The sequence below is a fragment of the Trichocoleus sp. ST-U2 genome (assembly GCF_039961875.1).
Taxonomy (GTDB): domain Bacteria; phylum Cyanobacteriota; class Cyanobacteriia; order Cyanobacteriales; family FACHB-T130; genus FACHB-T130.
On record NZ_JAMPJY010000078.1, the window covers coordinates 1 to 14,890 of the forward strand.

13 protein-coding genes, 3 tRNA genes and 1 pseudogene are annotated in these 14,890 nt (G+C 46.4%); 4 read left to right on the forward strand and 13 right to left on the reverse strand.

The window, feature by feature from the left end:
• Window positions 1-122: 122 nt before the first annotated feature.
• Window positions 123-272: pseudogene (locus tag NC996_RS27295) on the forward strand (ADP-ribosylglycohydrolase family protein); the annotation flags it as partial.
• On the opposite strand, the gene cutA reads toward NC996_RS27295, so the two are convergent.
• From cutA to NC996_RS27325, 6 genes are all read right to left on the reverse strand, one after another.
• A complete protein-coding gene (gene cutA / locus NC996_RS27300; RefSeq protein ID WP_190529453.1) occupies window positions 263-604 on the reverse strand; it encodes a divalent-cation tolerance protein CutA in 342 nt (113 codons plus the stop codon). The pseudogene NC996_RS27295 and the gene cutA sit on opposite strands and share 10 nt — an antisense overlap.
• 65 nt (window positions 605-669) lie before the next feature.
• Window positions 670-1,575: a pentapeptide repeat-containing protein gene (locus tag NC996_RS27305; protein ID WP_190411915.1), complete on the reverse strand. Its 906-nt coding sequence runs from the start codon at window positions 1,573-1,575 to the stop codon at window positions 670-672.
• Window positions 1,576-2,110: 535 nt separating this feature from the next.
• Window positions 2,111-3,166 carry a molybdopterin-dependent oxidoreductase gene (locus NC996_RS27310; protein ID WP_190689939.1) on the reverse strand — a complete coding sequence of 352 codons (1,056 nt, stop codon included), beginning with the start codon at window positions 3,164-3,166 and terminating at the stop codon, window positions 2,111-2,113.
• A gap of 9 nt (window positions 3,167-3,175) precedes the next feature.
• Window positions 3,176-4,192: a transposase gene (locus tag NC996_RS27315; RefSeq protein WP_190689942.1), complete on the reverse strand. Its 1,017-nt coding sequence runs from the start codon at window positions 4,190-4,192 to the stop codon at window positions 3,176-3,178.
• Between the two features lie 8 nt (window positions 4,193-4,200).
• Complete coding sequence (locus NC996_RS27320) at window positions 4,201-5,265, reverse strand: hypothetical protein (protein ID WP_190689945.1); 1,065 nt, start codon at window positions 5,263-5,265, stop codon at window positions 4,201-4,203.
• Window positions 5,266-5,404: 139 nt separating this feature from the next.
• Window positions 5,405-6,064, reverse strand: a complete 660-nt coding sequence (locus tag NC996_RS27325) for an Npun_F0813 family protein (RefSeq protein WP_190689947.1) — start codon at window positions 6,062-6,064, stop codon at window positions 5,405-5,407.
• A 320-nt stretch (window positions 6,065-6,384) separates the two neighbouring features.
• Here NC996_RS27325 and NC996_RS27330 point away from each other — a divergent pair.
• A tRNA-Arg gene (locus tag NC996_RS27330) sits at window positions 6,385-6,458 on the forward strand.
• Between the two features lie 794 nt (window positions 6,459-7,252).
• Here NC996_RS27330 and NC996_RS27335 read toward each other — a convergent pair.
• From NC996_RS27335 to NC996_RS27355, 5 genes are all read right to left on the reverse strand, one after another.
• Window positions 7,253-7,324: transfer RNA gene (locus tag NC996_RS27335), tRNA-Thr, on the reverse strand.
• Between the two features lie 88 nt (window positions 7,325-7,412).
• Window positions 7,413-7,497 (reverse strand) — tRNA-Tyr (locus tag NC996_RS27340).
• 161 nt (window positions 7,498-7,658) lie between these two features.
• Window positions 7,659-8,765 (reverse strand): CNNM domain-containing protein, encoded by a 1,107-nt coding sequence (locus NC996_RS27345; RefSeq protein WP_190433199.1) that lies wholly within the window; start codon window positions 8,763-8,765, stop codon window positions 7,659-7,661.
• Window positions 8,766-8,843: 78 nt separating this feature from the next.
• The gene (locus tag NC996_RS27350) at window positions 8,844-10,694 is read right to left on the reverse strand and encodes an ABC transporter ATP-binding protein (RefSeq protein ID WP_190689950.1); all 1,851 of its coding nucleotides are present in this window, start codon (window positions 10,692-10,694) and stop codon (window positions 8,844-8,846) included.
• Window positions 10,695-11,030: 336 nt separating this feature from the next.
• On the reverse strand, window positions 11,031-11,168 hold the full coding sequence (locus NC996_RS27355; protein WP_190411922.1) for a hypothetical protein: 138 nt from the start codon (window positions 11,166-11,168) through the stop codon (window positions 11,031-11,033).
• Window positions 11,169-11,384: 216 nt separating this feature from the next.
• On the opposite strand from NC996_RS27355, the gene NC996_RS27360 reads away from it, so the two are divergent.
• Window positions 11,385-12,338 (forward strand): GDSL-type esterase/lipase family protein, encoded by a 954-nt coding sequence (locus tag NC996_RS27360; RefSeq protein ID WP_190430180.1) that lies wholly within the window; start codon window positions 11,385-11,387, stop codon window positions 12,336-12,338.
• Window positions 12,339-12,485: 147 nt separating this feature from the next.
• Here NC996_RS27360 and NC996_RS27365 read toward each other — a convergent pair whose 3' ends face one another.
• Both NC996_RS27365 and NC996_RS27370 read right to left on the reverse strand, forming a co-directional pair.
• The gene (locus NC996_RS27365; RefSeq protein ID WP_190689954.1) at window positions 12,486-13,559 is read right to left on the reverse strand and encodes a Gfo/Idh/MocA family oxidoreductase; all 1,074 of its coding nucleotides are present in this window, start codon (window positions 13,557-13,559) and stop codon (window positions 12,486-12,488) included.
• 201 nt (window positions 13,560-13,760) lie between these two features.
• Window positions 13,761-13,961 (reverse strand): hypothetical protein, encoded by a 201-nt coding sequence (locus NC996_RS27370; protein WP_190689957.1) that lies wholly within the window; start codon window positions 13,959-13,961, stop codon window positions 13,761-13,763.
• Between the two features lie 72 nt (window positions 13,962-14,033).
• Between NC996_RS27370 and queC the strand changes: the two genes are divergently transcribed.
• Window positions 14,034-14,720, forward strand: coding sequence for a 7-cyano-7-deazaguanine synthase QueC (gene queC, locus NC996_RS27375; RefSeq protein WP_190689960.1), 687 nt, complete (start codon window positions 14,034-14,036; stop codon window positions 14,718-14,720).
• The last annotated feature ends 170 nt before the right edge of the window (window positions 14,721-14,890 follow it).

Genomic DNA, 14,890 nt, shown 5'->3' on the forward strand with positions numbered 1-14,890 from the left:
CTTTGGGATTTTCACGCTTGATTGCGCTTATGAATTACTTTCACGGTGCAGTTCCTATCCCCCTACAAATGCAAGATTCCCTATTTTCTGCTGCCTAGAGTGACAGAAGAGCGATAAGTGACGATACGGATACCACTGCTGCCGTTACTGGTGGCTTAGCAGGAATTTATTACAGTATTGAAAATATTCTAGAAGAATGGATCGAGCAAATTGCCAGGATTGAAGACATCCTTGACTTAGCAACACGTCTGGAAGCAGCTATCTACAGGTAATTTCTCACATTATCTGAAATCCACTGAAGGTAGGGTGGAGAGCCAGCTAAGATTGGCAAAGCAATAATTTCTGGTACTTCATAAGAGTGCAACTCTCGAATCTTGGCTTCGAGGGCGGGAAAGTGCGCTAGATCTGTTTTAATGATTAGCTGCCATTCCTCTTCTGAGTTAACCTTACCTTGCCAAGTATAGACAGAATGCACTGGCATTAAGTTAACGCAAGCCGCTAGCTGGGATGCAACTAAATTTTGAGCGATCGCTTCTGCCTCTTGTCGCGAAGACGCCGTTACGAACACTACAGCGTAACGAGTTGTACCAGAATCCCGATCCATAACCTGTAACCTAGTCCACGAAAAATCCCAAATCTATCAGAAATTATCAGTTAGCGTTCTCCCAACTACCCAACCATTGCTCTGACTGGTTGTTCAAAAGGTGTCACACTACCACTAACAGTTGCTTCTGAGTATGAGTTCTGGTGTTCTGATGGCAGCACAGCGCCATTCATTTGAGCATCTTCCAAGTTAGTTCCTACCAGCTTTGCCTCACTCAAATCTGCTTCACTCAAGTTTGCTCTACTCAGAATCGTCCAGCTTAAGTCTGCCCCTTCCAAAGACGCCTTTGCCAGGTTTGCTCCCCGCAGATCTGCTCCTTTCAGATTGGCCCTACGCAGTGTCGCTTGGCTGAGATCTACTGCGCTCAGGTTAGCGCCTTCCAGGTTAGCGCCACTCAGTCTGGCATCATTAAGGTTGGCTCCCTCTAAATCGACTCCGCCCAGGTCTAATCCTTTTAAAAAAGCTCTTCTGAAGTTAACACCATTTAAGGAAGCGCCATACAATTTCGCGCCTGTGAGTCTCGCTTCGCACAAATTAGCCCAACTAAGGTTAACGCCACTGAGATTTGCTTCCCGCAGATTAATCCTTTGCATATTTGCTCCACAGAGATTAGCACCCCAAAGGTTAGCTACTCGAAGATTAGCACTGCTGAGATTTGCACCGCTCAGTTTGGCTCCAGGCAATTTTGACTTCACTAGAAACGCTCCACTGAGGTTCGCTTTCGTCAAGTCTGCTTCTACCAGTTTGCCTTCGCTCAGTTTGATAAAACTTAGATCGGCCCAGTTTAGGCAAGCACCCGTTAAGTCTGACTTTGTTAGGAAAGCTCGACTCAGATTAGCTCCTCTCAGGTTAGCGCCCGTGAGATTGACCCCAATGAGCGTCACTCCCCTCAAGTCACTTCCGTTAAGATCGATCCCGGCAAAGTCTCTTTGTCCGTCTTCATAAAGCTTAAGTAAATGGCTTACTTCCATAGCGCGATCGCTCCCTAGTTTATATAAACTGTTGAAGAGACTTGAAACGAATCTTACCAGGCTAAATAGCCACATTTTCTGCGGTTGTTTTTATAACAGAATCTTTCTTCATTCCAGTTTTTATCTGTTATTTGCCGACGCCTTAATCAATATTTTACTTCTCTAGATTACCCTCCTTATAAGGTTCAAGTAGATGATGTAACAAATATTTTTTTATATTTTCTTAAAACTCAATAATTAAGTAATTTTTCTAATAACAATCTTCTACTAAACCTATTTTCCGTAAAAATACGGTGGTCAGTTTATCTATAAATTCCTCTAATTTTTATAGACAGGTGAAGTGTCATTCAACAATCAACATAGTTTTCTAGCGAAGATTCATCCATGACAGAGATTACTCCGCTTGGGTGTATGGGAAGACTGCCATACATCCTACACAAGCATCCGTTTCGCAAAACCTATTTTAAACAAAGACACAAGACTTCGCGTTTCTTGCTGATTTCTCAATTGTCTTAAATCGCTGAAGGGCTAGCGTTTAGGCTTGCAAATTTACTTGAATTCGCAGAACGCCACTACTACCATCCATCCGATTATCATCTTTCAGTCGCTGCTGTTGGCGTAAAGACGTTGCGCGAACAAGTAAAGTATAATTTCCCGGCTGCTGGGGCATCCACAAATAACGCCAGAGCGTCCACTCATGGGCAGATGGCGGTTGATTCTGCTCGGCATTCTGCCAAATCTTACCATCGTTGGTACTTACCTCAATGGCTGTAATCGGACTAGATTTGTCCAAGGCAACACCAGCAATCAAAATGCCGCTTTCCCAACCTATTTCACCCGTGCGCCCCAAATGCACCCGATGCTGCCTGTTCCAAACGCGAGTGTTTTGTACTTGGCGCATCAGCGCATGAGTAGGAATTTCTGCGGTATTAGACCAGCCCTGACGTTCCCAAAAACCTCGCTTCTGGCTGCTGACAGCTTCAATCTCGACTAGCCATTTGGGTTGCTTCTGACCAAAGTGACCGGGAATAATGATGCGTAAAGGATAGCCATGCGACTGATTGAGAGCTTCGCCATTCATCTGGTGAACCAGTCGCACTTCTTGTCTCATGACTTCTGCAACTGGCAATGTTGTTTCGTAGGAATCAGCTCCGTGCAGCCTAAATTCTATCGCCTCTGATTTAACACCAGCTTGCTCTAGAAAAGGTAGCAAAGGGGTACCCGTCCACTGAGCGTTTCCAATCAGGTTGCCGCCAGTGGGATTGCCGATGCATTCCATTGTCAAATAGAAATTTTCCTGCGGCGCTGCCATGATGTCTTGAAAAGTCAGCGTCAGCGGCTGGGCAACAGCACCCGTCACCTTTAACCGCCAGTTGTCCAGGTTAATCCTAGGCGGCAAGGCGTAAGATTGCACATAAAATTCGCTCAATGGCGTGAGCAGGTGTTTTGGCAGTTTTGAGTCTGGCTTGAGCAGGTCAAGCAAAAACAGCGGCTCTACGGACCCTGTTAACTGGCAGCCTGGGAGCAAGCTAGCCGCAATCAGCCCGCCGGATGTTTGTAGCAGCTGTTTGAGAACTTGACGGCGTTTCACCACTGCCTCTTATAACGAATAAACTTGACCATCAATCAGCAAGCGAGTAATTCCCTTAGCTTGCAGTTGCGAACAAGTTTTCTGAAGCATCCTGCCATCTGGAACTTTAATCACTCGTTGGGTGCGGTTCGAGAACCTACGAGCTACCCGATGGTTATCGAAAACTGGTAGTGTTCTCTGTTGAACTTCTTGGGCAGGAATTTGTCCAAGATCGCTGAACTCTCGCAGGGGTCTGGCGATTAATTCTGCTGCTCGGTCTACAACTAAGTAGCAGGTTTTAGGAAGCACCGCGTTAGATAGCGGTAAGACTTGAACGCTAGCACGGTTTTGTCGCTTAAAGGTTCCTGCTGGAATCGGACTTTCTAGAGTTGGCGTATCATCCCAGTCGTCTTCGTCTTGGAGGTCTTCTAAATCATCGTCCTCGTCGTCCTCGTCGTCCTCGTCCTCGTCGTCTTCTAAGTCCGTCAGGTCTTCCCCCAGCATCTCTTCTATGACACTGGCTTCTGCACTGTAATTGTTATCAAGTAGATCGGGGTTGTTACTTGGTGCGGCATCCACAGCCACCTGAAAAAGTGGCAGAGAAGAATCGATCTCAGGGAAAATTTCGGAAGGAATGTTTTCTTGCTCTTGTGCCCCCTCTTCCTCTGTAGAGACTGAGGAGCGCCTACGACGCCTCCGTGGGGCGGTAGGGCTTGCCTCAAATGATTCCTCACTATCACTATCTGCAAAAGATTCTTGAGTGTGGGGAAAGGATTCTTCGCTCTCTACCGATGCGGTCAGCGATGTTTCTACTGGCTCGTCGTCAGCTTCAGTAGCAGGTTCGGAAATTGAATGAGAGCGATTGGTTCGCTTTTGCTGGATTAGGGCTTCATATTCTGGCTCGGATAGACGACTTTTTAAAAGACGGCTAATCGTTGAATTACTGACATCATAACGACTAGCCAGGGTTGAAGTTGTCTCTCCTGGCTGTCGATACAGGTTGAGGATGTCGCGCTTATCTAATTCGGAGAGTTTTCTCACACTCATGCTACTTCCTAAGCACGTTTGCGTCCGCTACGACGGGAACGACTGGATGTATCAAATTCCAGGACAGCGCCAATGGCAAACAGGACGCCGCTGAAGACCCAAAATACTTCCAATAGTCCTCCGCTTTGATAATCATCACCAATGAACTTATCGGCGTATTTCAGCCACATATCAGCAACGTAGTATGAAAAAGCTGCCCCAGCAATCATCCGCCAAGACTGAGAAAAACGACCCCCCCAAAAGGCTAGCAATACGGTCGAGGCAACGATCAACAGAAAGATATCGCTAACAACGTAAAAAATGTTCAAAAAGGTCCCTAATGGCTCTAGAAATTTTTCTACTGATAGAACCCAGGCTGGAGCCTGATTTTCTCCAGTAGGAGCAGAGGGTTTTGCTTGTGCTGTTTTCACCACAGTAGCGGTTTTATTGACGGCTGGTGCTCTGGTGGCAGCGATCGCTTTCTTGGGTGAAGTCGCCTTCGCTATCTGTGTTGTTCCCTGTGTTGTTCCTACGGGTAAAGGTGGGGTTGCGGAGGATGCATTATTCGGGGAGGCAACCTGTAACCAGACTGCCAAGGCAATTCCGGCAACTGCGATCGCTGCAACGGTTGCCCACTGCCAAACTTCTAGATTCAGTCGCCGTGAGATGACAGCTAAAATCATTCCCCAGGCAAGAAATAAATAGGCAGGGACAAAAAACAAATCCCCAGGTGACACAATGGGTTCTTGGTGTAAAACCAGTTCCCAGTAGCAAAACAACAGGTTCCCGATAAAATAGCACAACATCCCCAGTCCAAATCCCAGCCAGACGTTACGTCCGCTAACAATCTGGGGACTGCGCCAGTTTCTAAAACACAGCACTGCTGCGCCTAGGTAAGCTACCTCTTCAAAAATGTAAGTTCCAATCGAGTACCAAAGCGGACGCTCCTCTCCGGGCGCAGAAATGCTAAACAGCAGAAAATACAGTAGCGCTAGCACACCCCAGATTATTCCCGCAACGATTACTGTCTGTACGCTCAGAAGGGATTGTAAACCGGATACTTTTTCCGATGACTTTTCTAAAGAACTGCTCATAGTTTTTCAAAACAAGGATGCACGCAAGGTTTAATCGCAAATGCAATTCAATTAATAATCTGCTAACAAATCTCCTTTAAGAAGCGCAAGTGTCTCATCTTAATGCAAGCTTTGGCATATTTCCCAAACATTTTTTAGATTAGCGCCACAGCTTACCTAGGGGAGATTGATTTAGCCACTCCAGGAACTGAGACCGCTCTCCTGGTTGCATATCTTGTAATGTATCCTTTACTCCTTGGGCAAAGTGGGTATTGCCGAAATATTCCTTACCCAAGCGATGCAGTTCTTGTAACAAGGTGATCAGATGATGTTCCTCCCAAGGGGGAATTTGGAGGCTACTCAAAGGGTCCATTGTTAGCAAGTTTTTCACAGCTTCCGGCCCATCCGCACTGGGAAAGTGCCACTGACGGAAGACATCGCTAAGGTCTTTTTGAAATAATCCGGCTTGTCTGTTTCCTAATAGGTCTTCAACGTCTATGTAAACCGCCTGGATCAACAAAAGGCAAGCTTGGGCGAGAGGGACAATTTTGACGTCACTACTAGCCTCCGCAGCCAGCTGATCTAGACGAATTTTGCCCCAGACGCTATACCGATCTGGCTCTTCCAGCAAAACGCAGGCTTTGCCACGGTTATCGGTAAGGTCTCGCCAAAAGGCTCTGGCTTCTTCTGCTTGATTAGCTGCAAATACACTGATCAAGCGAAAGGTTTGCCCCTGATAAGTGAGAATCGGGATCTGTTGCTCCCGCTTGGGGTGCTGAATGCTAGAAATTTCAACATCCTGCCGTTTCAGAATAAACATGACACTGGCAAATGACTCCTGACTTGGCCGGGGGCGTGGTGCGGCTAAAAAGCGATCGCCACGAAACTATATAAGGGCGCGATCCAGCCCTGTGCTGGGATAAAATCGGACAACGCCGCGAGTGCGTCCGCGTAGCGCCTATCGCCTTGACTAATACACTATCGTATCCAAACGTCTGGGTATGTTGGTTTCTAGTTTACATTGAGCTTAAAGCTGCTTGAGCGATATATTTGGAAAGCTTTGGCTTTCTGGGTTGCTTTGCAGCACTCGGCACAGATACAATCTACGACAGAGCCAAGTTTGGCGATCCATTTTCATGTGGGTGCGTAACTCAGGTGGATAGAGTAGCTGCCTTCTAAGCAGTTTGTCGGGGGTTCGAGTCCCTCCGCACCCGTTTTAACTCAATAAAAATCCTTATTTTCAAAAATTGGGTAATAAAGGTGCATAAGGCAGGGAAAACGCATCTAAAATGCTGGATATCTCTCCCCGTAGGAATTTTATCAGTTGCTCAGCCTTAAGCCTAAATGCTTGAACCCCTTGTCGAGTAGGTATTTCACAGATAAGATGCGTTTGTCTTGGGGCGCAAGGCAACAACACCAGCGTAGTTATCATCATAAGGTTTATAGCTCGTGACCTGTTCTTAATACCGCCACAACCAAGTTAATTTTTGGCTATAAAGCACGATCGATTAGAATCAGCCAGCTCTTTTAGGGTTAGCGACACTCTACACGAGTTTTTTTAGTATTTTTGTCAAAGCTCGATTAGAGAAATTGCGAGTCATCTATTGCTTTAGGAGCCCCTTATATTTTTGGAACCTAAGAATTATGTAAATAGGTGATAAATTGTCATTCTTGCTTGTAGGAATCTGAATTCATCAATACTGCCACAGGATTCTGCAATGTATGACGTGTATTTAGCTAGTGACAAATCAAGCCGCTCATGGCTTATATGCGATTTAATCATCCTATCTGTAGCTGCTAAAATTTTTCATCTACAGTACCTCTAGACTCCTTAAAAGCGGCCAAGCAATGATTTTTCAGTTGAATATCTCTAGTTAAAGAGCCATGCGTGTACTCTCATGAAGAAGATACTTCCTGGATATCTAAAAGATTGGGTAGAATCTCCAGAAACATGATTTCTGAAGTAAGCTCATCCGAATAAAACTTTGATTAAGTTATTTGCTGAAAAAGCCCGTGACGAGGATTGAACTCGTGACCTCACCCTTACCAAGGGTGTGCTCTACCACTGAGCCACACGGGCAGTTTTATAAGTTATAAACGTTAAATTTTGAGTCGGTTATCTTAATTAAAGAATAACTCAAAACTTATGACTTAGCACTTTTGTTGCGTGGTGGGCCGAGCTGGATTTGAACCAGCGTAGGCATAGCCAGCGGATTTACAGTCCGCCCCCATTAACCACTCGGGCATCGACCCATTTGTTCCACGATTAATAATCGTAGCACAAGGTTTAGAAAATGCAAAAGTTTTTTGAAAATTGATTTTATAGCTGTGGAAAAAGTGACGGGCAGTGCAAGTCAGACGATGAGAGCGAGAATCTACATTGCTTACTCCTACATTGATCCCTGTCCTCTGAATCAGCCACCAGAGCGCGTGGCATTTCTCGTAGCGATCGCTCGACTGGGAAAGTCACTTTCATCGTAAATTTCGCCAACCAGCTCCTCCAGAATGTCTTCCAGCGTGATCAACCCCACCGTGCCCCCATACTCATCGACGACGATGGCAATGTGAAGGCGTTGTTGCAACATATCCTTCAGTAGATTGGCGGCTCGTTTCGTGTCCGGCACGTATACTGGCGGGTCCATCGCCTCTGTCACCAAGCCATTATCAATCCCTTCTTTTTTCAAAAACCTCAGCTGCTGGAGCGCTCGCTTTAGGTGAACAACGCCGACAATTTGATCCTTAGACTCCTCCTGCACGGGAATACGGGAATATCCTGTTTCCAGACACAGATTCACAAACTCCTGCAACGTGGCTTCATGAGAGATTGTCCTCATGTCAATCCGTGGCTTAACCAGATCGCGAGTGCTGAGACTGTCTAGCATCAAGGCTTTGTTGAGCAGCTGGTGTTTGTGTAAATCTAGATGCCCCTTGCCTCCCAAAATTTCAATCATCAGATGGAGATCTCTTAAAGACTCTCCCTCTTGAACAACACCCCCCTGAAACAGGCGAATTACCCGCTGAGTAATTTGCTCAAATAAATAAATAAGCGGGCCGAGAACGATAGATAGCAAGTAAATCGGGCGAACGGCAAACTTAAAAACTGGCATGACATTGTTGATTGCCAGAGATTTAGGGGTAACTTCTCCAAAAATCAGCACTAGAAAAGTAACAACAGCAGTAGCAATTCCCAATCCTGCATTCCCTAACCAGAGGGCAAATAAGTTACTGGTCAGAATTGCTGAAAAATTATTAACTAGATTGTTACCGACTAGAAGGGTAGTGATAAACCGACCCCGATTTTCTAAGACCAGCGCAAACATCCGGCGCGGGTCTCCTTGCTCTTGAATCAGCGCCCTGAGTTTAAGGTTGTCGAGGGCTGTAATCGCCGTTTCCGAGCCGGAGAAAAAAGCAGAAAGCAAAAGCATCAATCCCAGCACCGCGATATCGAGCCAAACACTTCCTAAAAGGGGACCCAGATCGGAAGTAACTAGAATATATGACTGAACGGGTAAAACAATCACGGGAAGCTGTAAAAGGCAAAAGTTAAAAAGCAAAAGGAAAAAGAAAGATTTTTCACTTTTGCCTTTTTCCTTTTAACTTTAGAGTAGCTCACCTGTTTCTTGTAGGGAGTGCAAACGTCGGTAAATTCCTTTGCGGTGCAGTAGTTCAGTATGGCTGCCGACTTCTACAATTTGACCTTGATCGAGAACTACAATTTTGTCTGCTTCCCGGATGGTACTAAGTCTGTGAGCAATGATAATGGTGGTGCGGGTGCCAAGGATGCTACGCATTGCTAACTGAATTGAGCGCTCAGATTCGTAGTCGAGGCTAGAAGTTGCTTCATCAAAGATGAGGATATCTGGATCGACCAAGAGTGCCCTAGCAATTCCCAAGCGCTGTCGTTGTCCCCCAGACAGGCGCATTCCCCGCTCTCCAACAACGGTGTAGTACCCTTGCGGCAGATGCTCAATGACTTCGTCTACTCTGGCAATGCGGCAAGCTTCCTGAACCTGTTCAACCGTAGCTTTGGGGTTGCCATAGGTAAGGTTTTCAAGCAACGTCCCGTTGAAAATATCTACTTCCTGGTGAACAATTGCCAGACGCCGCCGATAGCCAGTGACATCCAAAGTGCGAATGTCTTGACCATCCATTAAAATCTGACCTTGATGGGGTTCAAAATACCGGAACAGAAGCTTGACTAAGGTAGACTTACCCGACCCCGAACGCCCCACCAGCGCTACAGTTTGATAAGGTTCGATGAGTAGGTTAATGTTTTCTAAAACTGGGCGATCGCTGTCATAGCCAAAGCTCAGATGGGAAAATTCGACTTTGCCGGTAAATTGATAGGACAATTCAGAACCACGAGAATCCTGAGTTCCTCCTTCTGCCGTCTGCGTTCTGGTTTGAGACAGAATGACCGCATCTACGCCTACAGGTACGTGCATGAACTCGTGGAACCGGAGCATGGAGGCATAGCGACGAGCAAATATCTCAGCGAGGTTGCTGATAGGTTCTAGCTCCGAGTAGGCCATGCTGGAGATGGTCAACGTAGTAACGAAGTGTCCTAGTGACATCTTTCCCTGTAAGGTGGCGTTGAGGGTCAAACCAAGCACTAAAAAAACACAAAACTGGATGATCGTCCTTTGGGAAGTAGCTAGGATGACGTAACCTCTATGAATGCGGTAGTCAACAACTTTGAACTCCCGCTCTAGACGCTGTCGTTGACGCTCCAGTTCTCTCTGTTCGGTGGCAAAGGCTTTGACGGTTTTAATGTTGGTAATAATTTCCGAAGTACGACTTTCGGTATTTTCCTGATATCGATCCAGTTTCTGTTCGCGATCGCTCAGTTGCTTGAGGTCTTTGAGGGTGAAGCTGAGGATGAAGATGAAGGAAATTAGGAAAATTACGGCAATTCGCCACTCAATTAGCCAGATCATCGCAAAGATACCCAGCACCCGAACGAGTTTGGGAATCAACTGTCCGGCGACTTCAGGATAAGTCCAGGTGTGATTAGCGAGTCCTCTAGCAACTCGTCCGGCGATTCGTCCGGGGTTGTTTTCTTCGTAAAATTCTAGCGGTAGAGTGACGATTTTTTCGAGGACTTTTATGCTGTGGTCTCGACGCGATCGCAAGGCTGTATCCCAGTGAAACCAGATGCCGAGCCAAGGCTGAATGGGCGCTCTAACGACGGTGACTAACAAGATTAATCCCATTAGCACTGAGAGGGAAAGGAATCGATTTGCCGGTAAGTTGCTAACTTCAGCGATGAGAGCGATCGCATTTTGCAATCCCCGATCCAGCGGTTGACCGGACAGTACGTTGAGAATCTGCCCAATTGTGTAAGGAACTACCAGATCGATGATTTCAAAGAGACTAGATGCCGCAATACTTAAAAGCGCGACGATTCGATATTTTCGGTAATAACCGAGGATATCCCGAATGCTTGCCATAATTCTTTCTTGATGAAAAATAGCCAATAAAAAATTCCAGAGTCAGGCTCAAAAAGCGACTCTAGAAAAACTTGTATCTTGCATTCAGCAACTCCATATCGCGGCTACACGTACCAAACCCATCTCCGTGGGTTTGAAAACATTTCACTTGTCTTTAGTCAAGCAAAAGGTTGGTGTAGTCCTATGCAGCCTGAGGCAAAAGATACGCGAAAGACATTTTGGGTTGAATAACAAAGTGACTCCCGAACAAGGAAGTTTTACAGGAGCTTTGAGATAACCTATCGATTGAACTTATGGCTTCATCAGCATCGGTAGTGGCCTCGGTTTAGTAGCGAGTTACATAGCGTAGGCTGAGTGAAGTGCCCACCAAACAAGAAAAGCAATACCACCCAAAACCAACACAGATGAGATAGCGATCGCTTTTGGGCTATCAGCTCCCTCGAACTTCATAATTCCACGGTTCAAGTCTGACATAAGGCTGCGATCCTCCTTGATTCGGAGCTAGACAACAATTTGTAAACATATCTTAACCCATGACTAGGTTAGCGGCTGAGGGAGGATTCGTCTATCACCCGAATGGGTCATAAATGGGTTGGGTTAAGATGGGAGCGACTTTTAAGACTGCAAAACTGAAGTGCTGCAAGATTTAAGCTAGATCGGGTCACGATCTATGTACATAGGGGATTATCCGTGAAAATTGTGCTGATTGTTTTGGCAGTTGTTGTAGGGTTGGTACTGGCGGTAGAGGTGGGATTGCGGCTGCTATTTGGCTTTGGAAATCCCTTGATTTATATTGCCGATGAACAGATTGGATATTTATTAGCGCCAAATCAGCGGACTCGCAGGTTTGGCAATCTGATAGAAATTAATCAGTATTCAATGCGAAGCCCAAAAATCACGGAAACTCGCCCTGAATCTACGCTGCGGGTGCTGCTGTTGGGAGATTCCATTGCGAATGGTGGCTGGTGGACAGATCAGGCTGAGACGCTTTCAGCCATGATGACTCAACAGTTGCAATCCTCTATTGAGGGTAAAACTTTTAAGCAAATAGAAGTTCTCAACGCTTCAGCGAACTCTTGGTGTCCGCGCAATGAATTAGCGTACTTAAAGCAGTTTGGTACGTTCGATGCTCAGGTAGTCGTGTTGCTGATTAATACTGACGATCTGTTCGGGACTGCGCCGACTTCAATCCCCGTAGGGCGCGATCGCAATTACCCCGACCAAAAACCGCCCCTAGCGCTTGTAGAGGCATTCAGCCGCTATTTGTTAAAGGCACCGCCAGTACCAGAGATGAAAGCAGTGAACGCGGAATCAGGCGATCGCGTTGGCTTTAATTTAAAAGCCATTCAAGAAATCCAGACAATCGCAGAGCAAAAAGGTGCCCGCTTCTTGCTCGCAATGACGCCCCTAAAGAGGGAATTGGGCGAACCGGGTTCCCGGGATTATGAACTAAAAGCGCGAGTGCGCCTCATCGACTTAACCCAAAACCAGCACATTGCCTACATAGATTTTCTACCCATTTTCAACTCAAAAGAGCAGCCAGAGAACCTCTACCGAGATCATATTCATCTCAGCCCTCAAGGGAATCAGCTGGTTAATGAAGAAATTGGGCGCTCGCTCAGTCAATTAAAAATGCAAAATTAAAAATTAAAAATTGCGGAATTTTTACTTTGGTAGTGGGAAAACATAGTGTTAATTAGTAGTAGAACCCTTGTGAAACAAAGGTTTCCAAGCTAATTATCGCTACTTCTACAACACACCTTCCATTTTTAATTTTTAATTTTTAATTCTTTAGAAGGAAACAGCTACAGCCGGAGAACTCAGACACCGACAATCCCAGTCTGGTTGCTGCCAAACCTGACCATCGAGAGCCATTTGATCGATCAAACTCGCCAGACGCAAAGCTTTAAGCGCCTGTTCACCGCCTACAGAGGGTTGATTCCCACCACGCACGCAGTTAACAAAATGCTCTAACTCCGCGTGAAGCGGCTCAATATTACTGGTGTAGACTTTCTCAATTAACCCATCCTGTCGGTAAAGCACCTGACCATAATCTGTCATATAATTGGCAGTCGTTTGCCGGTGAATCAGAATTTCATTGTTGAGAAAATCTGCCTCAGTTAGAGAATTTTTACAATGGGCAGCAATGCGACGAATTTTGCGGTGTGTCACCTTACTGGCTGTTAGGGTGGCGACAATTCCGTTGGCAAAGCCTAGGGTAGCAGTCACGTAATCTAAATAGCCGGAATCAGAGGCACGACTACCACTGGCGGTCAATTTGACTACCGGCGCAGCAGATAGTTCTAGCAATAGGTCAATATCATGGATCATCAGATCCAAGACGACAGAGACATCATTAGCCCGTTGCGAGTAAGGACTCATGCGATGAGCCTCTAGGGCAAGCAATTCTTCTGTTTTCAGAACTTTGCTGAGTTCTTGAAAAGCCGGGTTAAACCGCTCAATATGTCCTACTTGGAGAATTGAGTGCGATTCGGCTGCGGCATTGACGAGGGATTCAGCCTCGGCAATACTGGCGGCAATTGGCTTTTCAATCAAGACATGAATCCCTGCTTGCAGGCAAGTCATGCCAACCTCATGATGCAGCCTTGTCGGAACGGCAATGCAGACAGCGTCTACATAGGGGATTAAGTCATGATAGTTTTCAAAAAAGCGAGCGCGATACTTACTCGCAGTATCCAAACCCCGCTCAACATTAATATCTGATACACCAAGCAGTTCCACATCTTTAAGCAGACTCAGAACGCGGGTGTGATGCTGTCCCATATTACCGACCCCAATCACGCCAACGCGGATCGGTTGCGGCTGGTTACGCTGCTGATGAGCGTCTGGCTGTCTTGCTGGCATGCTATCTTGCACTCCTGTATGCTCCTCCACCACTAGGATTAAATCAATTGGCAACGTTTAGTCGCCTGAGACGATCCAGATGGTATCATAGTGCCTTCTTTTGTGAAGAATTTCAAAGCTGTGTCTAACTTTCTCAAATTCGTGAGATTTATCTCATCTTCCATTTTGTTGAGGTTTGTAAATTAGTAACTGGTAAATGTGTCACTTTCTCTCCCGTCCATTTGGTAAGGACTGAGGACTGAGAGTTGAGGACTGAGGGCTGAGGACTGAGGACTGAGGACTGAGGACTGAGGACTGAGGACTGAGGACTGAGGACTGAGGACTGAGGACTGAGGACTGAGGACTGAGGACTGAGGACTGAGGACTGAGGGCTAAGGAATTTAGTAGCCAGTGAGCAGTCAATTATCAAGACGTGATGGTGGGAAACATCTGAAAGTTGGCACAAGTAAAAACTGGGGATGAGGGGGCTGGGAAGTGAAAGCGGTTGTTTTATTGTCTGGGGGGTTAGATTCTTCGACGGTACTGTATCAGGCAAAAGTTGATGGGTGTGAGTGTTATGCCATCTCATTTGATTACCAGCAGCGGCACCAGCGCGAGTTAGAGTCTGCGACAGCGATCGCTCGCCTCGCTGGTATACGAGAACATCAGGTAGTGGCGTTTGATTTGCGTCGCTGGGGCGGTTCTGCGCTCACGGACAGTGCCATTAACGTACCAGAAGGGCGATCGCTTGATGAAATGGATCAAAGTATCCCCGTGACCTATGTCCCCGCCCGAAATACCATCTTTTTGAGCTTTGCCCTCGCTTATGCAGAAACCATCAATGCCCAGCGGGTTTATATTGGCGTTAATGCTTTAGATTATTCCGGCTATCCCGATTGTCGTCCCGATTATATCCAGGCAATGCAGGAAGTCTTTCGACTGGGAACAAAACAGGGACGAGAGGGACAGCCAATTAGCATCATGACGCCCCTGATAGACCTGAAAAAAACGGAAATCATTCAGATGGGGAATCGGCTAGGCGTTCCTTGGGAGCAAACTTGGTCTTGCTATACCGGGAGCGAAGTGGCTTGTGGCGTCTGTGATTCCTGCCAGTTGCGTCTAGCTGCTTTTGCTGAGCTAGGATTACAAGATCCCCTTCCTTATGCAGCGAAGAGTCACTAAAGTTGGGGATATTCCTGCCGTAAACGAGAGGCAAGTGAAAATCTAAACGCGATCATTAGACCTCTTGCAAAAGTCGTCGCTGGGGTAATATGGGGTCTAAAATTAGGCGATTGCTAGCTGCCGGTCATAAGTTTTACTCATCTTACCTTTGACTGAGCCGAAGTTCATAA